This window comes from Candidatus Palauibacter polyketidifaciens (assembly GCF_947581785.1).
Taxonomy (GTDB): Bacteria; Gemmatimonadota; Gemmatimonadetes; order Palauibacterales; family Palauibacteraceae; genus Palauibacter; species Palauibacter polyketidifaciens.
This window is the reverse complement of sequence record NZ_CANPVO010000014.1, coordinates 21360-43778: the sequence shown is the minus strand read 5'-3', so window position 1 is coordinate 43778 and position 22419 is coordinate 21360. Positions and strand designations below refer to the sequence as shown.

The window sequence follows — 22419 nt, the reverse complement described above, 5'->3', positions numbered from 1 at the left end:
TCACCGGATGCTCGCCGTTCGCACCCGGGACCGCGTGTCCGCGCGCAGGGTGTCCACGCGCAGCGAGTCACGCGGCGCAAAGGGAGACGGCGCCGCACGCACCTCTGCCAGCCAGCTGAGAAGTTCCTCTCTGTCCGCCTCCACGGGCGAACCGTCCACCAGCATGCGGATCTCCGTGGAGCGCCGTACGACCGACCGCTCGGCAACGGGACGCAGACGGCCCGTAACGCCCTCGACTTCCGGTCCCGATTCGAGGTATGCCGCGAGCGCGGCCGGGATCGGCAGTCTCGCGCCATCGAGAGCGGAAAGAACCAGGAGCGTCGCATCGTGTGCCAGAGCCGGCATAATGTTGTCCCGCAACGCCTTTCGGTATCGTCTCTCATAATCCGCGACGAATCGCCGCCACGGCGTACCCGGGCTGACGCGGTCCGTCGCGAGACCGATCACGCGATGGTCCGTCGCGAAGCGTTCGAGGCGGCGCAACGCGGCCGGCTCGGCCCAGGCCCCGCTCCCCATCACGATCACGTTGTAGAGCCCGTAATAGAAGAGTTGAGGCGCGATGGCGAGGACGCCGGACACGGACGCCGCCGGCGCGAAGACGACGTCGGGCTCCGAGGCCGCGACGGCTTCGATGGGTGCCTGGAAGGTCGTGACCCCGGGATCGTAGCGTTCGTGCCCCACGAGCAGGCCGCCGTTCTCCCGGATCGTTCGCGTGAACGCATCGATCGCGCCTCCGAGCCCGACCCCATCCGGCTCGAGGACGGCGACCCGGCGGAGCCGCAGATCCTCCAGCGTCCAGCGCGCCAGTTCCCGCGCCACATCCGAGACGCGCGTCCCCGCATCGTAGAGCGTATAGGTCGCCGACGCGGGCCTCAGCACGTCCGTCGCCGTGGGGCTGATGATCGGCAATCTCTGATTCCCGCGGGCCCGCGACGCCGCCGCGAACGACTCGGAGCGAAGCGGACCCAGGATCGCGACCACGTCCTGTCCTTCGAGCGACCGCACGAGACCCGCCGTGTTCTCCGGATTCGATTCGTCATCGACGAAGATGAGTTCGACATCGAAGCCGGCCGGGCGCTCGTCACGGTATCGCTCGACCGCGAGTTCGATCCCCTCGCGCAGCACCCGGCCCAGAGCCGCGAGGTCCCCCGTGAGCGGGAGGATCGCGCCGATGCGCGCGCTGCCGCTGCCGAGATCCGTTCCCGCTTCGACGATCATCTCCGCCGTGACCCGCTCCGGTTCGGCGGGCTCCCCCTCCAGGACGCGGGCGGCCAGACGCCTCGCTTCGTCCCCCTGCTCCTCGACGATGAGCAGGCGGATGAGTTGGGTATGAACGATCGCGGCCGCAGCCGTCTCCGGCGGGAAGTTCCCGGTCAACGAGCGTAATTCCTGGGTCGTGAGGGCGCCGGTCAACCGGCGGAGATCCTCCGCGCCCATCGTCTCCAGTCCCTGGGGCGCGGAGAGGATCGCAGCGACCGCTTCGGGCTCGCGGCCGGTGTCGGAGAGGATCCGAACCAGTCGCTCCAGAGTGGCCGTTCCCAGGGTTGAGGCGGGCCCCCGCGCGAGGAGCCTGCCGTAACGATCCGCGGCGGCGCCCGGGAGCCTCTGTGCCTCCAGCGCCCGACCCGCCACGGAGAGGGCCCGGTCCGCGAGGCCCCGGAGAGATCCCAGTTCACGCCATGCGGCGTCGAGGGAGTCCGCGCGCGCCGCGGCGGCGGCGAAGCGTCCCTGCTCGTAGTCGGACTCGGCGAGGCGGAGTGCGGCCTGCGCCCCTTCCCGATCCACGGTGCTCGACGTGGCCATCTCGACGGGTGGGTTGCCGGCGATGAACGCACAACCCGCGGCCGCGACCAGCACGGCGCCGCAACCGAGGGCTACGCGTCTCCGCGCTGCCCTGCGCCGCTCGCGGAAGGGGCTACTCCCCTGCCTCACCACCGGAATCGGACTGCTCCCCCTCGTCCGTGTCATCCGCCGCGGAGCCCGACTTCGACGCCGCCATGTTCTCGTACTCTACCTCTTCGGCGGCGTACGGGACATCGGGTGCGTCCACGACGGCAAGAACGATGCGACGGTTGATGGGATCCGTCTCGAGTACGCGCAGTTCCAGCCGATGTCCCTCGTCAAAGTGGTCGGCGGGCTCGGTGACCGGCGCCTCCACCCCGAGTTGCGAGATCGGCACGAATCCTTCGAGATCGCTCCCGAGGTCCACGACGACGCCCTTCTCGAGCAGACGCGTGATCGAGCCCGCCACTTCCCGTCCCGGCTGGTACGCCTGCGCAAGCTGATACCAGGGATCTTCCTGCACCTGCTTCAAACCGAGGGAGATCCGCTTCTGGTCGGGATCGATCGAGAGCACGACGACATCGACCTCCTCCCCCTTCCGGAGCACCTCGGCCGGATGCTGCACCCGCCGCGTCCAGCTCATGTCGGAGATATGGACGAGGCCGTCGATTCCCGCCTCGACCTCCACGAAGGCGCCGAAGGACGTGAGGTTGCGGACCAGCCCGCGGATCTTCGTCCCCGGCGGGTACTGCGCCGGCAGCGCCAACCACGGGTCCTCCTCCACCTGCTTCATCCCGAGCGAGATCTTCTGTGCCTCCTCATCGACGCGCAGCACGACGCATTCGACCTTGTCGTTGATGCCGACGAGCTGGGAGGGATGGCGGACGTTGCGGGTCCAAGACATCTCGGAGATGTGGACGAGACCCTCGATCCCGCGCTCGAGTTCGACGAAGGCGCCGTAGTTCGTAATCGAGACGACCCGGCCCAGCACGCGCGTCCCGACCGGATACTTCTCGGCCACGTTCTTCCAGGGGTACTCCTGAAGCTGCTTGAGGCCGAGCGAGATCCTCTCCCGGTCCCAGTCGATGTCGAGGATCTTGATCTCGAGCGACTGGCCGATCTCGCAGACTTCCGACGGATGGCCGATGCGCCCCCAGGACATGTCGGTGATGTGGAGGAGGCCGTCCATCCCGCCGAGGTCGATGAAAGCGCCGAAGTCCGTGATGTTCTTGACGATGCCGGGGCGCACGTCGCCCACGGACAGCTCCTTCTTGAGTTCCTCTCGCTTCCCTGCCCGCTCCTCTTCGAGAAGGACGCGACGGCTCACCACGATGTTCCGGCGGCGCTTGTTGAGCTTGAGGATCTTGAAGTCGTATTCGTCGCCCAGAAGGTCGTCGACGTTGGGTACGCGGCGAAGCGCGATCTGGGATCCGGGCAGGAACGCGTCGACCCCCATGAGATCGACCGTCACGCCACCCTTGATCTTCCGCTTGATGCGCCCCTGCACGGGACGGTTGTTGTCGAAGGCGTCCTTGATCTTCTCCCAGACGCGGAGGAAATCCGCCTTCTTCTTCGAGAGGACGACGACGCCTTCCTCATCCTCGAGGCTCTCGAGGAGGACATCGACGGAATCGCCCATCTCAACTTCGTCCGGATCCGCGAACTCTTCGAGCGGGACGGCTCCTTCGGACTTGAAGCCGACATCCAGGATGATGTCCGTCTCCGTCTTTCCGATGACCTGCGCGGAGACGATCTCACCTTCGGTGATGCGACTGAGGGTGTCTTCGTAGAGCGCGTAGAGTTCGGCGTACTCGGCCTGATCGTGCTGGGAGTCATCCCGGGGATCCGCATCGAGATCCAGATCGATGGCACTGGGCTCGAAAGCGGCCGGCGGCGTCGCGACGGCCACCTCCACCTCTTCCTGAGCGGCGTCGTCGATTTCCGTCGACGCGTCCGTGGTCTCGGGGATGTCCGTCTCGGGGACTTCGGTCTCGGGGACTTCGGTCTGAGGGTTCGTGTCGTCGGGCATAGGGAATCAAGCTCCCGCGCGGGGCCAACGGTGCGTCCCGCCGGGCCTCGTGGCAAAAAAGAATCGACCCCGACCGAGCATCACCATCTCCGCCCAGCCGCCGGCCGATCCCCTGGTGTCGGGTCTCCACAGGATCCGGGGCGAAGCGCCACTTTTTCCGCCACGGTCCTCGAACAGTAGGCTAACTTAGATTCGCGCTGGGGGAGCGTCAACGGAAAGCGGAGGCCGCAAGCTCGAGGATCGCGTCCACGACGCGGCCCGGGGACATGGAGGTCGTGTCGATCTCGATCGCGTCGGGCGCTCGCCGGAGCGGGGACAGGGGACGCGATCGATCCAGCCGGTCGCGCGCGTCGATCCGCCGGACCTCGCGCTCGAGGTCGTCCTCCGTGAAGGGAGCGGCGCGCTGGCGCAGTCGACGGCGGGCTCTCTCGCCGACGTCCGCCACGAGGAAGACCTTTAGCTCCGCGTCGGGGAAGACGGCGGTGCCGATGTCGCGTCCCTCGCAGACGATCTCGTGGCGGCGGCCCGCCCGGCGCAGCCGCTCCAGCACGACATCCCGAACCGCCGGAAGCGTGGAAACGGCGGACACCCGCGCGGTCACCTCGGACGATTCGAGACCGCGGCCGGGCCGGGTCCCCGCAACGGATACATCGAACCCGTCGTCCGCGGGGACGAGATCGACGTCGAGCCCGGGCACCGCAGCCTCGATCGACGGCTCGTCTTCGGCGATGCCCCTGTCGAGCGCCCACCAGGTGATCGCCCGGTAGAGCAGTCCGGAGTTCACATGCACGAAGCCGAGTCGTCGGGCCACGCTCCGCGCCGTACTGCTCTTGCCGGAAGCGGCGGGGCCGTCCACCGCGATCACCCGTCCCGTTCGCGGAAGAGACCCTCCGCGTGAACCGCGACGGAAAGGCTCCAGGGCGTCCCAGAAATCCGGATACGAGACGTCCGCGCACGCCTGGTCGTCGATCCGCAGGTCGGCGTCTCCCGCCGCGTCGAGAACCCCGAACGCCATGGCGATCCGGTGGTCGCCGTGCGCGTCGACATCGCCGCGCAGCCGCCCGGCACGGCCCTGGATCGTGAGGCCGTCCGGCCTTTCCTCCACGACGACGCCGAGTTTCCCGAGCGTCCGGGCCAGGACGGCGAGGCGGTCGCTCTCCTTCACGCGCAACTCGGCGGCGTCGCGAATTTCCGAACGGCCCCGCGCTCGGGCGGCGAGGACGGCGAGGAGCGGAATCTCGTCGATCACGCGCGGGATCAGGTCGCCGCCGATCGAGAACGCCCGCAGGTCGTCGGGGGGATGCACGGTCCACGCCTCCCGCGGTTCCCCGCCCTCCGTCGGTGCGGGGTCCCGGTCGACGCCGGCCCCCATCTCTTCGAGCACGGAAAGAAATCCGATGCGGCCGGGGTTGGCCGCCACGTCCGCCACCCTCACCGTGCGGCCGCCGAGGAGCGCCGCCCCGATGAGGAAGGCCGCCGAGGACGGATCGCCGGGAACGGTCATGCGGAGACCCTCGAGCGCACCCTCCCAATCCGATGGATCGAAGCGCACCTCCCCCGCCCCGGTCCGCCCGGCGTCGAATGCGAGCGGCACCCCCATCCCGGCCAGCATGCGCTCGGTGTGGTCCCGGGAGAGGGCGGGCTCGCTGACCTCGACCCGGACGCGGGCCAGCACGCCGGCGAGAAGGATGGCCGACTTGACCTGGGCGCTGGCGACCCGGCCGCGGTGGCGCAGCGTCCTCAACGTCCCCGTGGCTCGCCCTCGAAACCGCACGGGAAGGCGCTCCGGCTCCCCGTCGTACTCGACCCGTGCCCCCATGGCCTGCAGCGGATAGATGACGCGGCGCATGGGACGGCTGCGAAGCGATGGATCGCCATCCAGGACGGCCGCGACGCCGGAACCCGCCAGGATCCCGGCGAGGAGGCGCGCCGTCGTCCCGCTGTTCCCGCAGTCGAGCCGCGGAGCCGAGGTAACGTCGAGCCCGCCGCCCGCACAGCGGATCGTGAGGCCGCGCCCCTCCTCCTCCTCACACTCGACGGCGGCACCGAGCCGCTGCATCGCTCGCACGCTGGCGCGCACATCGGCGCCGTCCGAGAGACCGCGCACGACGGAGGCCGACGAGGCGAGCGGCGCGATTAGCGCGGCGCGGTGGGAGATCGACTTGTCCCCGGGTACGCGCACCCGGATCAAGGGTCCGGATCTCCGGGCTCCGCGTCAGCGAAGGAGACGTCGGTGGACCAGCCGTCGCGCGCGAGTTCCGCCCGGGGGAAGACGGTGCGCGCCTCCTCGAGCAGTTGTGCCGGCCGCTCGGCGTAGCGGGCGCTGATGTGCGTCAGAACGAGCCGCCGCACGCCCGCCTCGCGCGCGACCCGGGCCGCGGCGGCGGCGGTGGAGTGGCCGGTTTCCTGCGCCCGACCCCGTTCCTCCTCCGTGAACGTCGCCTCATGCACGAGGACGTCGGCGTCGCGCGAGACCCGGACGGTTTCGGCGGAGGGACGCGTGTCCCCCGTGTACACGACCTTCCTGCCCGGCCGCGGCGGACCCACGAGCTCCGCGGGGTGGACGCGCCGACCGTCCTCGAGATCCACACTCTCCCCGCGATGAAGACGGCCGAAGAGCGGACCCTCGGGGACCCCCATTTCACGGGCCGCCGCCACATCGAACCTTCCGGGACGGACATCCTCGATCAGGGCGTATCCGAGCGAGCGCCGGGTATGCTCGGTCGCGAATGCCTCCAACCGAAAACCGTCCCCTTCGACCGCCTCGCCCGCCCGGAGTTCGTGCACGGTCGCGTCGAAGGCCAGACGATCCCCTCCCAGGTCCCGGAGCGCGCGGATCGTCTCGCCCGTCCCGTGCGGCGTCCAGATCCGGAGCCGCTCATTGCGCCCCTGGAGGCTCATCGTGCGGAGCAGGCCCGCGAGCCCCAGGTAGTGGTCGGAGTGAAGGTGCGTGATGAGGATGTCGTCGAGGGAAAAGCCCACCCCGTACCGCATCATCTGCCGTTGCGTCCCCTCGCCGCAGTCGAGAAGAAACAACCGCCCCCCGCGCTTCAGGGCGAGCGACGAAACGTTCCGCGACACCGTCGGCCGCGAGGAAGCCGTTCCGAGAAACGTCAGTCGGAGGATGGCGCGACTCCTTCGGGGGCGCCAAGGCGCGCGATCAGTTCAGCGTCCGACATCTCGGAGAGCGTGGCGCCGTTCAACTCCACCACCGGGCGATGCGCGCTGACGCAGCACAGCCGGAGGCCTACCGTATCCGCCGCGCTCCCCCCCTCCGCCCAGACCGGCCCCATGCTCCGGGCAAGCCAGATCGCTCCGTCGCCATCGACGACCCGGCGCTCGGTCGCCGTGAGCGGTCGTCCCGCCTCCCACAACGCGCGGAAGGCCTCGTCGTCGAGGTCCGACACGGCGAGTCCGGCGGGAAGCGCCGTCCGTCGGTCCGCCACCTCCGGGTCGTCGCAGACGAAGTAGCCGAGCCCGAGGCCGGATGGCGCGCGGGCGGCCTCGTACACCGTCCACGATGCGCCATCGATCGTGCCCGAGCGCCGCGGGCGAGCGCCTCCGCCCGTCATGCCGACACCCCGCCGTACACGCCGCGCGTCACCGTTTCGCCGCGGGGTGCCGCGCTCTCACGGCTCGCCAGGGCCTCGCTTGCGGCCTGCTCGATTTCCGCCTCCACTTCCCGCTCCACCAATGCCAGCTTCCGGAGGTTCCGGTCTCGCAGGCTGCCGGCGCCGGCGACTCCGAGGTCGATCCCCGCCAGGTACTCTTCATAGAGTCCGATCGGGTCGCGCCGCCCCCAGTGCCGGAACAGCTCACGTGAAAAGATGGCCCGGGCCTCGCGCACGTCGTGCGTCGCGTGCCCTCCCATGCGGAAGGTACGCGCTTCGATGAGTTGCGGGCCCTCTCCCCGCCGGCAGCGTTCGGCGGCCACGCGCGTTGCCGCGTAGACCTCGAGCACATGGTTCCCGTCCACCGATTCGGAAGGGATCCCGTACGCCGCGCCCCAAGCCGCGAAATCGGGCGGCACGTGGTGCTGATCCAGCCGCGTACCCAGCGCCACCTGGTTGTTCTGGATGATGAAAACGATCGGCAGCCCGAGCGATGCCGCGAAGGCGAACGCCTCGTGCGCCTCGCCGTGTTTCGTCGCGCCGTCTCCGACCCAGGTCAGCGCCACGCGGGGCTCTCCGCGAATCCGGAACGCGAGGGCGAACCCGTTCATGACCGTCGACAGCGTGGCGACCATGCTGATGGGCGGGCACACGCCGTAGCGCAGATCCCCCAGGTGCAGATCCCGTCCCTCCGCGGGGGCGTCCGCCGTCCCGAGGTAGGTGCGGAACACCTCCGCCATCGGCATGCCCATCTCGTGGTTCGCCCCCTGGTTGCGGATCATGGGACCCACGATGTCCCCCTCGGAACCGCGGCGGTCGAGCGCGTTCACCGCCCCAACCGTTACGGCTTCCTCTCCGGTACCGAGCCACGCCTTCGAGATCACGCCCTGCTTCACCCACCTCGTGAGCGCGATATCGCTGAGGCGGAAGCGGAGGAGTCCCCGATACAGGGCGATGTACGCCTCGGGAGGGAGCGCGGCGATCTCTCGCTCGCGGGCGTCGTCCGCACGGATGCGCGACCTGTACTCCTCGAGGAGTTCGGGGTCCGGCTGCCAGGAGACGTACTCAGGGGGGTCGTAGGCCGAGTATCGACGCATCGTCCAGGTCCTCGTGGTCCGGCAGGCCGGAAAGCGGCCCGTCGCGCGGCACATCCTAAGCCTTCGCCCCGGACCGCGCGAACCGATAATCTACGGGTGGGACACCACGCGGCCGAAGTGCCGCGCCATGCGACCGAGGCGCCAAGATGAACCCAGGTCGAGCCCTGGCGGAGGAGTTCGTATGAAGCCGTGCCGGCGCTGCCGGTGCAACGTGCCGGACGCGACGAAAATCTGTCCTCATTGCCGCGCCCCGCAGCGACGCGGCGACCGCACGCCGCAGATGGTGCTCGGATTCGTCGCGGTCGCCGCCGCCGCGTTGGCGGCGCTCGGGTCCTGTCCGAGCCTCGCCGGGCAGCCGCCGGGCGGGTCGCTGCGGACGGAGCCGCCGACAATCGCACGCCTGCGCTACGACGGCGGGGGCGACTGGTACGCGAACCCCTCGAGCCTCGACAACCTCCTCGAGCAGATCCGATCCCGGACGGGGATTCCGGTCGCCGGCCGGCCCGCGGAGGTGGGCGCCGCGGATCCCGACCTCGCCGACCACCCGTACCTGTACGCGACGGGACACGGGAACATGTCCTTCACGGCGCTCGAGATCGAACGGTTGCGCGCCTACCTGTACGGGGGCGGCTTCCTCCACGTGGACGACAACTACGGCCTGGACGAGTCCTTTCGCCGGGAGATTGCCCGCCTCTTCCCGGACCTTCCCCTCGCCGAAGTGCCGCTCGAGCACAGCATCTACCGGATCTTTTACGAGATGCCGGACGGCCTGCCCAAGATTCACGAGCACGACGGGAATCCCGCGCAGGGGTTCGGCATCTTCCTCGATGGCCGCCTCGCGGTCTACTACAGCTTCGAATCCGATCTGGGGGACGGCTGGGAAGACGAGGGAGTTCACGGGGACGCGCCCGAGGTGCGGGAATCCGCGATCAGGATGGGCGTGAACCTCTTCCTCTACGCGCTCTCCGCGACCCCCGCCCGCTGACGGCCCGACACCCGCTGACGGCTCGAAATCAGGCGCCGAACTTGCCGAAGATCGCCATCAATCCGACCACGACGGCCGTGGCGATGAAGACCCCCCAGGCGAAGATGGCCGTAAGAACGGGGCCGTCGGATTTCAGGTGCATGAAGAACATCGCGACGAGCGCGAACTTCGCCGCCATCATCACGAGGAGGATTGGAATGAGCACGGGGGCAAGCGCCTCGATGTAGAACACCATCACCTCGAGCGCCGTCAGCGCGGCGAGGATCACCGCGATGGCGACGTAGAGGCGCGTGCTCGGGTGCGATTCGGCGGAGTGGCGACTCACGTGTGCCTCACACCAGCAGGTAGATGAGGGTGAAGAGGATAATCCACACGACGTCCACGAAGTGCCAGTAGAGACCGGCGATCTCCACCGTCTCCGCATGGCGGGCGTCGAGCTTCCCGTTCACCGTCCTCACGAGGAGCGTGCTCAGCCAGATCACGCCTCCAGCGACGTGGGCCCCGTGCGTTCCCGTCAGGACGAAGAAGGTCGACGAGAAGAGGTTCCTCGACAGCGGCAGCCCCTCGTGAACGAAGTGGCTGAACTCGTAGTACTGGCCGCCGAGGAAGATCAGGCCGAATAGCGCCGTCAGGCCGAGCCACAGCTTCGTCGCCCGCAGGTCGTTTCTCTGCACCGCCGCGAGCGCGAGCACCATCATGAGGCTGCTCATCAGGAGCACGAAGGTCGTGACGGTGATGAACGGGATGTTCAGGAGGTCGTGCGGATAGGGCGGCACGAGGTTCCGACCGCGATAGATCATGTACGTGGCGATCAGCGTGCCGAAGAGCATGCACTCGGACCCGATGAAGGTCCACATCGCGAGCTTGCGGTTCGGGATTCCCGTCGAGGTCGGCCCCTCCATCAGTGGGCCACCTCGCCGAACGGGGGCTCGAAGGCCCACGCGAAGAGCCCCACCGCCGTCACGAACAGACCGAAGAGCGTGAGCCCGAGCGATCCGAGCGCGCCGATCGTCATGAGGAGCATCCCGACGGCGAGTACGAGCGGCCAGTACGACGGATTCGGCATGACCACCGGCTCCGGCGGCTCGTCCGGCTGCCGCCGCGGCATGGCGCCCCCGGGTTCATCCCCCTCCACCCGGGACTCCGGTTCGATGTAGGGATGCCAGAGCGGATCCCGTCGGTCGACCGTCGGGATCTCCGCGAAGTTGTAGTGCGGCGGCGGCGAGGCCGTCGTCCATTCGAGCGTCGACGCGTCCCACGGGTTGCGTCCGGCCGCCTCCCCGCGCCGCCACGTGCGCCACAGATTCCAGACCAACGGCACGAAGGAGAGCGTGAAGATGAAAGCCCCGATCGTCGAGATCAGATTGAAGACGTCCAGCCCGAGCCCGTCCGCGTACGTGTAGGTGCGCCTCGGCATCCCGAGGAGCCCCGAGAAGTGCATGGGGAAGAAGGTCACGTTCAGCGCGAGGAAAGTGAGCCAGAAGTGGGCCTTCCCCAGGCCCTCGTGCAGCATCCGTCCCGTCGCCTTCGGGAACCAGTAGTAGAAGCCGCAGAAGAGGCCGAAGACGGTGCCGCCGATGAGCACGTAGTGGAAGTGCGCCACGACGAAGTACGTATCCGTCTGCTGCAGGTCCGCCGGCGGCGAACTGTGCATGACGCCGCTCAGGCCGCCGATCGTGAACGTCGCCACAAGTCCGGCCGCGTAGAGCATCGCCGTTCGGAAGCGCAGACGCCCCCCCCACATCGTCGCGATCCAGTTGAAGATCTTGATCCCCGTTGGAATCGCGATGAGCATCGTCGTCCCGCCGAAGACCGCGTTCACGACGGGCCCGAGTCCGACCGAGAACATGTGGTGGACCCAGACGCCGAAGCCGAGGAAGGCGATGAGCACGCCCGAGAAGACGACGACGGGATACCCGAACAGGATCTTCCTGGAGAACGTCGGGATCACGTCGGATACGATGCCGAAGGCCGGCAGGATGAGGATGTAGACCTCGGGGTGGCCGAAGACCCAGAACAGGTGCTGCCAGAGGATGGGGTCCGCGCCCGCCGCCGCGTCGAAGAAGTGCGTCCCGAAGCTGCGGTCGAAGAGCATGAAGATCAGGCCGACCGTGAAGGGCGGGAAGGCGAGCAGGATGAGCGCGGAGACGATGAGCGCCATCCAGGTGAAGAGCGGCATCCTCATGAACGTCATCCCCGGCGCCCTCATGTTGAGGATCGTGACGAGGAAGTTCAGCCCGCCCGCGATCGACCCCACGCCGGAGATCAGGAGCGAGAGGACGTAGAAGTCGATGCCGAGACCCGGCGAATACTCGCGGTTCGTCAGCGGCATGTACGCAAACCAGCCCCCGTCGGGCATCATCCGGAGGGGGACGCTCGCATAGAGGAAGAGGCCGCCGAAGAGGAAGACCCAGAAGGAGAACGCGTTCAGGCGCGGAAAGGCGACATCGCGCGCCCCGATCTGCAGGGGCACGACGAAGTTGAAGAAGGCGACGACGAGCGGCATGCCGGCGAAGAACACCATCGTCGTGCCGTGCATCGTGAACAGCTGGTTGTAGAGGTCCGGATCGAGGAAACTGCGCTCGGGGGCCGCGAGCTGGAGCCGGATGAGTTGTCCCTCGAAGCCCGCGACGAGCAGGAAGGCGAACCCGACCACGAAGTACATGATCGCGATCCGCTTGTGGTCGACCGTCGTCAGCCAGCTCCAGATCCCGGTGGGATGCGCGTCGGTCATGGCCATGGCGCTAGCGGAGCGAGCCGAGATAGGCGACGAGCTGCCGGATCTGCGCGTCGCTCAACTCGACCTCGGGCATCGGATTCCCGGGTTTCACGTGCTGGGTGGAATCCAGCCAGCGCGCCAGGTTCCCGGGCGTGTTCTCAAGCACGCCCGAGGCGATCGTGAGCCGGCTCCCGAAGTGCGTGAGATCGGGGCCGAACTGCCCCGCCGCCGGCGTCCCTCTCACCGCGTGACAGCTCACGCACGCGTTCGCCATGAACACGCCCTGCCCCGCCCGCGCCTCCGCGTCCGCAGGCGTCGAAGCCGGCTCCGCGTTCGCCCGGGCCCAGCGCTCGAAGTCCTCCGGTTCGTCCACGATCAGGCGCATCCCCATGAGGGCGTGCGCCGTGCCGCAGAACTCGGCGCACTGTCCGTGGTACACGCCGACCGAATCCGGCCGGAACCAGAGTTGGTTTTCGATGCCCGGCACAAGGTCCCGCTTTCCGGCCAGGCGCGGAACCCAGAACGAATGCATGACGTCCGCGGAGCGGAGCCGCAGGTCGACGGTGCGGCCCAGCGGAACGTGCGCCTCGTTCGCCGTCACGATGCCGAGTTCCGGATAACGGAATTCCCACCACCACTGCTTGCCGATGACCTCGACGACGAGCGCTTCCGGATCCGGCGTCGACCGGTCGATGATGAAGATCGCGCGCATGGTCGGGATCGCGATGGCCACGAGGATGAGCGCCGGGGCCAGCGTCCAGCCGACTTCAAGGAGAAGGTGGCCGTGGACCTGTTTCGGCCGCCCGTCCCCCGGGCGCTCCCGAAAACGCACGAACACGTAGATGAGGACGCCCCCCACCACGACGAACACGCCGACCGCCCACCAGAAGATCTGGTCGAAGAGCTGGTCGATGAGCGTGGCGGAATCCGAACTGGGGTGCAGCGTGGATTGCGGATATTCGCCGCCGCAACCCTGGCTGACCAGCACCCCTAGGAATAGCACGAGCGCTGCGATCGCGCGTCGTCTCAAGGGCGTATCTATATGTGTTTCGGGGAAACCTCGAATTCAGGGCGGGCTCCGCATCCACGGAGCCCGCAGGACTTTAGCCGGGCATGGCGGGCGGGTCAAGAAGCCCCGCCCGCCGCAACCTCAGCGGGCGTGCGGCACGTCTCCGACCGGCGTCACGCGACCGCCGTAGAGTTCCCCCACCCACTCGCCGTATCCGTTGAACGGTAGCGTCGGAACCCGTTGTCCGGTGCCGACGATTTCCTCCTGCGCCTGGGACCAGCGGGGATGAGGCACGCCGGGATCCACGTTCGAGTAGAAGCCGTATTCGGACGGCTGCAGGTCGTTCCAGAAGGTCGTCGGCATCTCGTCGGTGATGTCGATGCGGACGATGCTCTTCGGGCTCTTGTACCCGTACTTCCAGGGCACGTGGATGCGGACCGGCGCGCCGTTCTGCTTCTGCAGCGGATGGCCGTACATCCCCGTCGCGACGAAGGCGAGTTCGTTCATCGCTTCGTCCATGCGAAGCCCCTCGTAGTAGGGCCACTTGTACCAGGTCTGCGTCTTCTGGCCGAAGGCCTGCTCCGGCCGGTTGAAGGTCACGAAGCCGACGTAGCGGGCCTCGTTGCGCGGCTGCACCCGCTCCAGCAGCCGGGCGAGCGGGAAGCCGATCCACGGTACGACGACGGACCACCGCTCCACGCAGCGGTGCCGGTATATCCGTTCCTCGAGCGGGAAGGCGCGTTCCAGCTCCACGAGGTCGTAGACGCCCGGGTTCTCGACGAGACCCGTGACTTCCAGTTCCCACGGGCGGGCCTCGAACGGACCGACGTTGCGCCACACCCCATCCTTGTCCGTGCCGAACTCGTAGAAGTTGTTGTACGTGGCCACGATCTCCTCCGGCGAGACCTCCTTGTGGCGGTCGCCGGGCGTGAAGCGCGGGTCGTTCACCGCGACGGGATAGAGATCCGCGGTCGGAGTGTCCGGGATGTTGTCGAGGGGGCCCCGCTGCTGGGCTACCGCCGCCCCCCCCGGCCGGCACGCGAGCGAGGCGGCGGCGAGGATCGCTCCCCCGCCCATGCGGGCGACGAACTGCCGCCGGTCGAGGTACACCGACTCCGGCGTCGCTTCGTTCTCCCTGATCCGCCAGCCGGGCGGAATATGAATGTTCGCCATGGAGATTCTCCCTTGCCGTTCGGCCTCCGGTCCCCGCCGGTCGCCGGCCGCTTCGCCTGCGGCGTTACCCGCTTGAAATATAACCGCTCCGGCGCCGCGTGTTTCGCAACCCCCCCCCCCCCCCCCGCGCCGCTCTGCCTCGGACGGCGAGGACGCTAGTGGCGGAAGAGCCGCCGCCCGGTGAAGACCATCGCGATGCCGTGCTCATCCGCGGCCTCGACGACCTCCGCATCGCGCTTCGAACCACCCGGCTGCGCGATCGCGGTCACCCCGGCGGCGGCCGCCGCATCGATGCCGTCGCGGAAGGGGAAGAAGGCGTCCGACCCGAGGACGGCGCCCGCCACGTCGAACCCCTGCGCCCGGGCCTTGCGGATCGAAATCTCCACCGAGTCGACGCGGCTCATCTGCCCCGCGCCGATTCCGATCGATGCCCCGTCGCGCGCGAGCAGGATCGCGTTCGACTTCACGCTCTGCACCGCGGACCACGCGAACGCGAGATCGTCCCACTCCGCGTCGCTCGGAACACGCGCCGTCGGGACGTCGGCCCCCCGATTCACCTCGCACGCCGGTCGTGGTGCCGCCTGCAGCAGGACCCCGCCGCGCACGCCGCGCACTTCGACCCCTTCCCGCAGATGGCCCCCCGCGTCCAGCGCCGCGCCCGTTTCGGGCTTCAGGATCCGGATGTTCTTTTTCGCCCGCAGGAGGCGGAGCGCATCCTCCGAGTATCCCGGCGCCACCACGCCTTCCACGAAGTTCCGGGAGAGGGCTTCCGCGACGGCCTCCGTCAGCGAGTCCGTGAAGGCGATGACCGAACCGAACGCCGAAACGGGGTCGCACGCGAGCGCCTTCTCATAGGCCTCCAGCGGGGATGCGCCGACGGCGAGGCCGCACGGCGTCGAGTGCTTGAGGATCGCGCAGGCGGCGCGCCCCCCGGACACAAAGGGCGCGATCGCCGTGAGGGCCCCGTCCACGTCGAGGATGTTGTTGAACGAGAGTTCCCGGCCGTGCAGTTGCACGAGCGCGGGAATCCCCCGCGGTGGACCCGCCCCATCGCGGAAGAAGGCGGCCTCCTGGTCCGGATTCTCCCCGTACCGCAGCGACTGCACGCGCACGAGCGAGACGACGGCCTCTTCCGCCGCGAGGTCGGTCGAATCCGCCGTTCCATCCGGCCGGGTCAGGTAGCGGGTGATCGCCGCGTCATAGGCCGCTGTGTGCCCGAACACCTTGGCCGCCAGCTCCCGCCTCAGCTGCAGTGTCTCCGGCGCGTCCCCGGCATCGAGGGCGTCGAGCACCCGCCCGTAGTCGGCCGGATCGCACACGGACCAGACGGATGGATGGTTCTTCGCCGATGCCCGGAGCATCGTCGGGCCACCGATGTCGATCTGCTCCAGCGCCTCCCCGAGCGTGACGTCCCCGCCGGCTACAGTCTCGCGGAACGGGTACAGGTTCACGGCCACGAGGTCGATGGGAACCATCCCGTGCGCGGCAAGCTGGTCCAGGTCGTCCGCCACCTCGCGCCGGGCCAGGATCCCGCCGTGCACCCTCGGGTGCAGCGTCTTCACGCGGCCGCCAAGCATCTCCGGATGGCCGGTCAGGTCGCTCACGCCGCGGACCTCCAGCCCCGCCGCGAGCAGCGTCCGCATCGTCCCTCCCGTGGAGGCGATCTCCCAGCCCCGCGCGATCAGTCCCGCACAGAAGTCCTCGATCCCCGTCTTGTCCGAAACGCTCACGAGCGCAGTCGGCATCCCCTCTCATCCTTCCCGGTTGGTGAACGATTCCGTCTCGAACCACTCGCGAACCCAGCGGACCCGACGGTCCGCTTCCAGACGGACCGCCCCCGAAGCGAGGGCTTCCACGGCCGCGGGCAGAATCCGGTGCTCCACCGTCAGTACGCGGGCCGCGACGGACTCCGGAGTATCGCCCGCGAGCACGGGTACGGGCCACTGGCACAGGATCGGACCCCGGTCGTACGCCTCGTCAACGAAATGGACGGTCGCTCCGGTGATCCGAACGCCGGCGTCGATGACCGCGCGATGCACGCGGGCGCCGTACATCCCCTGGCCGCCGAAGGAGGGCAGCAGCGCGGGGTGGATGTTCAGGACCCTCCCCCAGTAGGCCCGCACGACGGCTTCGGGCACCAGTTTCATGTAGCCGGCCAGGACCACGATGTCGCTTCGCCACTCGTCGAGCGTGCGGCGGAGGAAGGTCGCCGCTTCTTCGCTCGTCGCCGGCGGCGAGACCGCCGACGCCACCCCGGCCCGCCGCGCCCGTTCGAGGACGCCGGCCCCTTCGCGACTGGCGATCACCCCGACGACCTCGCGCTCCGGGCTGTCCGGGCGCTGGAAGCGGTCGACGAGCGCCTGGAAGTTGGAACCGCCTCCCGACGCGAGGACGGCGATCCTCACGGCGTCAGACATCGGCGAGCCGATCGAGCGCCGAGGTGAGAGTTGCGGCGGCTCGGGCCGTTTCCTCGCCGGGCAGGGTCCGCACATCGACGATGAACGCCGCACGCTCGATGCGGCCGATGAGCGGGAGGGGGCCGGCGCGGCACTCCGCCGCGAGCCGCTCGACATCGATCCCCGTCACGGCCCACCCGGCCGAGGGAATCGCGAACCCGGGAAAGGCGCCTCCTCCGACCATGGCCTCGGTCGGGACCACCTCCACGCGGGCTCCACTTCGCTGTGGAGGCTCGATGCGTGCGGCGGCCGCGCGGGCTTCGACCGCCTCCACCGGCTCGCGCAGCATCCGCAGCGCCGGTACGCGCCGGACGGCAAGCTCCGGGTCGCGGTAGAGCATCAGTGTGGCTTCGAGGGCGGCGAGCGTCGTCTTGTCCACCCGAAACGCCCGGAGGAGGGGATTCCGGCGCAAACGCCCGATCAACGCCGCATCGCCGGCGATGATCCCGGCCTGCGGTCCCCCGAGGAGCTTGTCGCCGCTCCAGGTCGCGAGGTCGACGCCCGCGGCCAGCGAACCCCGCGCGGTGGGTCCCTCCGGGAAGTCGGGCAGGAGATCGGCGTCGAGCAGTCCGGAGCCGAGGTCGTGCGCGAGCGGGATCCCGCGCTCCCGGGAGAGAGACACCAGAGCCGCGAGCGGGGGGCGCGCCGAGAAGCCCTCGACGCGGTAGTTCGAGGGGTGGACCCGCAGAATGAGTCCGGTCGATTCGCTGACGGCCGCCGCATAGTCGGAGACTCGTGTCCGGTTCGTCGTGCCGACCTCCCGCAACCTGCCGCCGCTCCGACCCACGACATCGGGGATCCTGAACGTGCCTCCGATTTCGACGAGTTCCCCGCGGGACACGAGCACCTCGCGGCCTCGCGCCAGTTCGTTCACGACGAGCGCCACGGCCGCCGCGTTGTTGTTTGCGATGATCGCCGCGCCCGCACCCGTCAGCTCGCAGACGACTTCGCTGCAGTGGTCGTATCGCGAGCCGCGGCGGCCCGTCGCGAGGGAGAGTTCCACGTTCCCATAGCCGGCGGCCTCCGCCTGGGCGCGACCCGCCGCGTCGGCGAGCGGCGCCCGGCCGAGGTTGGTGTGGAGCACGACGCCCGTTCCGTTCAGCGTCCGCCGCAGCGATGGCCGGGATCGCGCCTCCAGATCGCGTTCCGCCGCCCGTAGGAGATCGACCGAATCGGACCGCTCTTGACCGGCTCCCGCGCGGGCACGGTCCAGGGCCCGGCGGAGCGAGTCCTTCACCGTCTCGCGACCGTAGCGGTCGATCAGAGGGACGAGCTCGGGTTCCTTGAGGAGCGCGTCCATGGAAGGGAGCCGGCGGCGCGGGTCCGTCATGCGCGCCGTCGAACCGTGTCCGGCGGGGCTCCAGCCGTGTCCGGCGGCGCCCCGACGGTGTCCGGTGGCGCCGCAACCGTGTCCGGCGGCGCCGCGGCGGTATCCGGCGGCGCCCCGAGAGTGTCCGGCGGGACTCCGGGGAGGTCGAGCGTGTCCGGCGCCGATGGCACCGAATCCTGCTCCACGGCTACGGAATCACCCTCGGCGGCGGCAGAGTCCGCAACGGCCACGGAGTCCGCAGCCGGGGGCTCCGGCTCCGCCACGAAGGACGTATCGCCGCCTCCCGCGAGACCGCGCACGTTCACCACGCCCGTAACCGCAACCCGGTATGTCCCGGAGTCGAGCGCCGCCCCGAGCCGCACGGTGATGAACCTGGAGGGAAGGACGGGATCCTCTTCCGCGATGGAGTCGGAGGCCGCGCCGGCGACGGAATCCGGGCTCGGGGCTTCCACTTCCGCGGTGTCGGCGACCGCGGCCGAGTCCTCAACGGCCGCGGAATCCGCCGCCGCCACGGAGTCCGCCAGCGCGGCGGAGTCGGCGGGGAACGTCACCTCGTCGGCCGAACCCATGAGGCTCGCCACGATCTCCAGCATTTCGTTGGTCGCGGAGTCCCGAATCGCGAGGCCGGGTTCCTCCGGTTGGGGATTGAGAAGGTAGTCATCGAATTCGAGTTGCACCGTCTCGCTTCCCACCACGAGGGCGCGAGCGAGCAGGGGCGGCGTGGTGTCCGGCGCCACGACGACGAACCTCAACTCCGTCAGCGAGTCCGGCGAGGCCGACACGAACGCGCTGTCATGGGACTCCAGCGCGCGATCGGGAATCATGTTGCGATTGCGATCGACGAACCCGAAAGCCTCGTACTCGCCCGGCGGCAACCCGCGCGCCGCGAACCTTCCGATGCTGTCCGTGATGGCACCGTATGGAATGGAATCCGGACCCGCCCAGAAGATGACCCGCGCCTCCTCCAGCGGTTGCGCCGTCAGTGCGTCGATCACCTCTCCCTCGACCATGGTTTCGGGGATCTCCGCGCCCGTGGAGAAGCAGAATTCGACCGGGATTTCCATCCCGTTGCGCAGGAGATCGTTGATCCCGTCGGTCGGAATCGTGAAACAGTACATGACGCTGTCCCGCCACCCGTCCTCCGGCCGAAGACGCAGATCCGAGAATCCGGTCTCCGCCTCGTACACCTCCATCGGGGTGACGAACATCTGCCTGGCAAGGCCGTTCGGTATCCGCACCGGTTCGCTGAAACGGATTTCGAGCGCGCCGTCGAAGTCCACGACCGTCGAATCCGGCGCGGGACGGATGCGGACGATGGACGGCGGGACCTCGTCCGGCCGCGCGCCCGGCGGAGGCATCTCCCGTGCGCAGGCCAGCGTGATGAGGAGGGCCATGATCGCCGAAAGGAGCTTCCCGTCGGCGATGAACGCGACCAATCGTGCGCGGGCTCCCGGCCCCTGCCCGGAGGTTCCGGGCCCGGCGCGCGTCAGACTTCCGCCCGCAGCGATCGGAGCTTCTCCTCGAGACGGGTGCGTTGTGCTCCCAGCGACGTCACTTTCTCCCGCTCCCGCGCGATGACTACCTCGGGCGCGTTACCGAGGAAGCCCGCGTTTTCGAGCTTGCCGCGGCTCCGCGCGAGCAGATTGGCGGTTCGTTCCAGCTCCGCACGGATGCGCCCCCGTTCGGTTTCCAGGTCGATGACCCCCTCCAGCGGGAGGAAGAGTCCCCCGCCCGAGCGGAGCACGGCGTGCGCCCCGGCTCCGTCCACGGAAGCCGTGCCGGCGTCCTCCGCGACCCCCTCCACTTCGGACAGCCCCGCCAGGCGGGCGATGCTCCCTCCCTCCTCGCCCAGAGCCGACCGCAGGGCCGGCGACGGATCCGTCACCCTGACGCGAACCCGGGTTCCCGGCTCCACGCCGTATTCCGCGCGCAGCGCCCGCACCGTCCCGACAAACTCCTGCAACGCTTCGATTCCCGCATCCGCATCGGGGTCGATCCAGTCGTCGGGGCATTCCGGCCACGGTCCCGTGACGAGCGAACCCGCAGCGTTTGCGTCCGGCAACCTCGCCGCGATCGCTTCCGTGACGAAGGGCACGATCGGATGGAGGAGGGAAAGCCAGCCGCGCATCACGCGCGTCAGCGTGTGTCCCACGTCCCGGGCCGATTCGCGGTCTCCGTTCAGCCGGTGCTTCGCCAACTCCAGGTACCAGTCGCAGAAATCTCCCCACACGAACGAGTGGCCGACCTCCGCGGCCTCGTGGAGACGATAGCCTTCGTAGGCCGCGTCCATCTCGTGCGCTACCCGCGCGAGACGGCTTCGGATCCACCGGTCCGCGAGCGCCGTCGGTTCCGGCGCGTCCCTCTCACCGTCCCAGCGGGCGTGCGGCAGCGCGAACCGCGCCGCGTTCCACATCTTGTTCGCGAAGTTGCGCCCCGGACGGAAGGCGGCTTCCAGATTCTCGTTGTCCAGCTGGATGTCCGTTCCGAGGGGAGACCCTCGAACGAGCGTGAAGCGCATGGCATCAGCACCATACAGTTCAACAACTTCCAGAGGATCAACCCCGTTCCCGAGAGATTTGGACATGCGGCGGCCGAGGTGGTCCCGGACCGTCCCGTTCAACAGGACATCGGTGAACGGCAACTCTCCCATGAACTCGAAGCCCGCCATGATCATGCGAGCCACCCAGAAGAAGAGGATCTCGGGCGCCGTGACGAGCGTCGCCGTGGGATAGAACGACCGGAGGTCCGCGGTCCGCTCCGGCCAGCCCAGCGTCGAGAAGGGCCACAGCCACGAGCTGAACCACGTATCCAGCACGTCTTCGTCCTGGCGCAGCTCGCCTCCGCAGGAGGGGCAGTTATCCGGGTCCCCGGTGGAAACGATCACTTCGCCGCATTCGGGGACATCGCAATACCAGACCGGGATCCGGTGTCCCCACCACAGCTGCCGGCTGATGCACCAGTCGCGGATGTTCTCCATCCAGTTGCGGTACACGCGGCCGAATCGCGGGGGGTGGAAGCGAAGTTCCCCGCTCTCGTAGGCGGCGAGCCCCGGTTCCGCGAGGGGCTTCATGCGAACGAACCACTGGAGGCTCAGGCGCGGCTCGACGACGGTGTCGCAGCGATAGCACCGCCCGACGGCGTGAGCATGGTCCTCCACGCCCACGAGCCAGCCGCCCGCATCGAGGTCCGCCACGACGCGCTTCCGCGCCTCGAAACGGTCCAGGCCGCGGTAGGCCTCCGGGACGGCGTCATTCATGGCCCCCCCGTCCGTCATCACGTTCAGCGCTTCGAGCCCGTGACGCCGTCCGATCTCGAAGTCGTTCGGATCGTGGGCCGGCGTCACCTTCACGACGCCCGACCCGAACTCGGGGTCGACATGGTCATCGGCCACGATCGGGAGAGGCCGCCCGACCAGCGGCAGTTCCGCCTCCCGGCCGACCAGGTTCCGGTAGCGCTCGTCCCCGGGCGAGACGGCGAGCCCCGTATCGCCGAGCATCGTCTCCGGCCGCGTCGTCGCGACTTCCACGTGTCCGCCGTCGGCCAGCGGGTACTTCAGGCGGTAGAGCTTGCCGTCCAGGTCGCGGTGCTCCGCTTCCTCGTTCGAGAGCGCGGTGCGGCAGCGGGGACACCAGTTGATGATGTAACGGCCGCGGTAGATGAGGCCCTTCTCGTAGAGGCGGACGAAGACCTCGCGCACCGCGTTGGAAAGTCCCTCGTCGAGCGTGAACCGCGTCCGCTCCCAGTCGCAGGAACACCCGATGGTGCGCAGCTGGTCGATGATCCGTCCCCCGTACTCGTCGACCCACTCCCACACGCGCGCGACGAAATCTGTCCGGCCGAAGTCGAAGCGTGTGAGCCCGTCTCCGCGCAGCTGCCGCTCGACGACGTTCTGCGTCGCGATCCCGGCGTGATCCGTGCCCGGCACCCACAGGGTGTCGTATCCCTGCATCCGCCGCCGACGGATGAGGACGTCCTGCAGGGTGTTGTTGAGCCCGTGACCCATGTGCAGCGCGGCGGTGACGTTCGGCGGGGGGATCACGATCACGTAGGGCCGCTCGACGTCCGCGGCCGGAACGTGAAACAGCCCCGCCTCGACCCAGCGCTCGTACATCGGCTGTTCGAGCCCCGCGGGATCGTAGCGGGAGGAAAGCTCGGTGGACGGTTGAGAGTCACCCAAGGGGCGGCTCCTGACTGACGGGTTTGCGGTGTCGGGAGAACCATCGGTCCG

At 68.9% G+C, this 22419-nt stretch carries 17 protein-coding genes; 1 reads left to right on the top strand and 16 read right to left on the bottom strand.

Annotated features, from left to right (window positions below; all coding sequences use genetic code 11):
• The 6 genes from RN729_RS03195 to RN729_RS03170 form a co-directional block, all read right to left on the bottom strand.
• On the bottom strand, positions 1–1857 hold the full coding sequence (locus RN729_RS03195) for an ABC transporter substrate-binding protein (protein WP_310782235.1): 1857 nt from the start codon (positions 1855–1857) through the stop codon (positions 1–3).
• A 58-nt stretch (positions 1858–1915) separates the two neighbouring features.
• On the bottom strand, positions 1916–3811 hold the full coding sequence (locus RN729_RS03190) for a 30S ribosomal protein S1 (protein WP_310782234.1): 1896 nt from the start codon (positions 3809–3811) through the stop codon (positions 1916–1918).
• 208 nt (positions 3812–4019) lie between these two features.
• Positions 4020–5993: a 3-phosphoshikimate 1-carboxyvinyltransferase gene (gene aroA / locus RN729_RS03185; protein WP_310782320.1), complete on the bottom strand. Its 1974-nt coding sequence runs from the start codon at positions 5991–5993 to the stop codon at positions 4020–4022.
• Between the two features lie 5 nt (positions 5994–5998).
• On the bottom strand, positions 5999–6937 hold the full coding sequence (gene rnz, locus RN729_RS03180; protein WP_343218890.1) for a ribonuclease Z: 939 nt from the start codon (positions 6935–6937) through the stop codon (positions 5999–6001).
• Positions 6925–7383, bottom strand: a complete 459-nt coding sequence (locus tag RN729_RS03175; protein ID WP_310782232.1) for a hypothetical protein — start codon at positions 7381–7383, stop codon at positions 6925–6927. The genes rnz and RN729_RS03175 overlap by 13 nt, the downstream gene beginning before the upstream one ends.
• On the bottom strand, positions 7380–8519 hold the full coding sequence (locus tag RN729_RS03170) for a thiamine pyrophosphate-dependent dehydrogenase E1 component subunit alpha (protein WP_310782231.1): 1140 nt from the start codon (positions 8517–8519) through the stop codon (positions 7380–7382). Before RN729_RS03170 ends, RN729_RS03175 begins: the two co-directional genes overlap by 4 nt.
• 181 nt (positions 8520–8700) lie before the next feature.
• Between RN729_RS03170 and RN729_RS03165 the strand changes: the two genes are divergently transcribed.
• The gene (locus tag RN729_RS03165; RefSeq protein ID WP_310782230.1) at positions 8701–9504 is read left to right on the top strand and encodes a DUF4159 domain-containing protein; all 804 of its coding nucleotides are present in this window, start codon (positions 8701–8703) and stop codon (positions 9502–9504) included.
• A gap of 28 nt (positions 9505–9532) precedes the next feature.
• On the opposite strand, the gene RN729_RS03160 is transcribed toward RN729_RS03165, so the two are convergent.
• From RN729_RS03160 to RN729_RS03115, 10 genes are all read right to left on the bottom strand, one after another.
• The gene (locus tag RN729_RS03160) at positions 9533–9829 is read right to left on the bottom strand and encodes a cytochrome C oxidase subunit IV family protein (protein ID WP_310782229.1); all 297 of its coding nucleotides are present in this window, start codon (positions 9827–9829) and stop codon (positions 9533–9535) included.
• Positions 9830–9836: 7 nt separating this feature from the next.
• Positions 9837–10406: a cytochrome c oxidase subunit 3 gene (locus RN729_RS03155; RefSeq protein ID WP_310782228.1), complete on the bottom strand. Its 570-nt coding sequence runs from the start codon at positions 10404–10406 to the stop codon at positions 9837–9839.
• A complete protein-coding gene (ctaD, locus tag RN729_RS03150; RefSeq protein ID WP_310782227.1) occupies positions 10406–12238 on the bottom strand; it encodes a cytochrome c oxidase subunit I in 1833 nt (610 codons plus the stop codon). The genes RN729_RS03155 and ctaD overlap by 1 nt, the downstream gene beginning before the upstream one ends.
• Before the next feature lie 10 nt (positions 12239–12248).
• Entirely contained in the window at positions 12249–13253 is a 1005-nt protein-coding gene (gene coxB / locus RN729_RS03145) for a cytochrome c oxidase subunit II (protein ID WP_310782226.1), read from the bottom strand.
• A gap of 120 nt (positions 13254–13373) precedes the next feature.
• On the bottom strand, positions 13374–14405 hold the full coding sequence (gene msrP, locus RN729_RS03140) for a protein-methionine-sulfoxide reductase catalytic subunit MsrP (RefSeq protein ID WP_310782225.1): 1032 nt from the start codon (positions 14403–14405) through the stop codon (positions 13374–13376).
• Between the two features lie 155 nt (positions 14406–14560).
• The gene (gene purH, locus RN729_RS03135; protein WP_310782224.1) at positions 14561–16150 is read right to left on the bottom strand and encodes a bifunctional phosphoribosylaminoimidazolecarboxamide formyltransferase/IMP cyclohydrolase; all 1590 of its coding nucleotides are present in this window, start codon (positions 16148–16150) and stop codon (positions 14561–14563) included.
• Between the two features lie 6 nt (positions 16151–16156).
• A complete protein-coding gene (gene purN / locus RN729_RS03130; RefSeq protein WP_310782223.1) occupies positions 16157–16822 on the bottom strand; it encodes a phosphoribosylglycinamide formyltransferase in 666 nt (221 codons plus the stop codon).
• A complete protein-coding gene (selA, locus tag RN729_RS03125; RefSeq protein WP_310782222.1) occupies positions 16815–18191 on the bottom strand; it encodes an L-seryl-tRNA(Sec) selenium transferase in 1377 nt (458 codons plus the stop codon). Before selA ends, purN begins: the two co-directional genes overlap by 8 nt.
• Positions 18188–19627, bottom strand: coding sequence for an Ig-like domain-containing protein (locus RN729_RS03120; protein ID WP_310782221.1), 1440 nt, complete (start codon positions 19625–19627; stop codon positions 18188–18190). The genes selA and RN729_RS03120 overlap by 4 nt, the downstream gene beginning before the upstream one ends.
• Before the next feature lie 50 nt (positions 19628–19677).
• Positions 19678–22368: a valine--tRNA ligase gene (locus RN729_RS03115; RefSeq protein WP_310782220.1), complete on the bottom strand. Its 2691-nt coding sequence runs from the start codon at positions 22366–22368 to the stop codon at positions 19678–19680.
• Between the last annotated feature and the right edge of the window lie 51 nt (positions 22369–22419).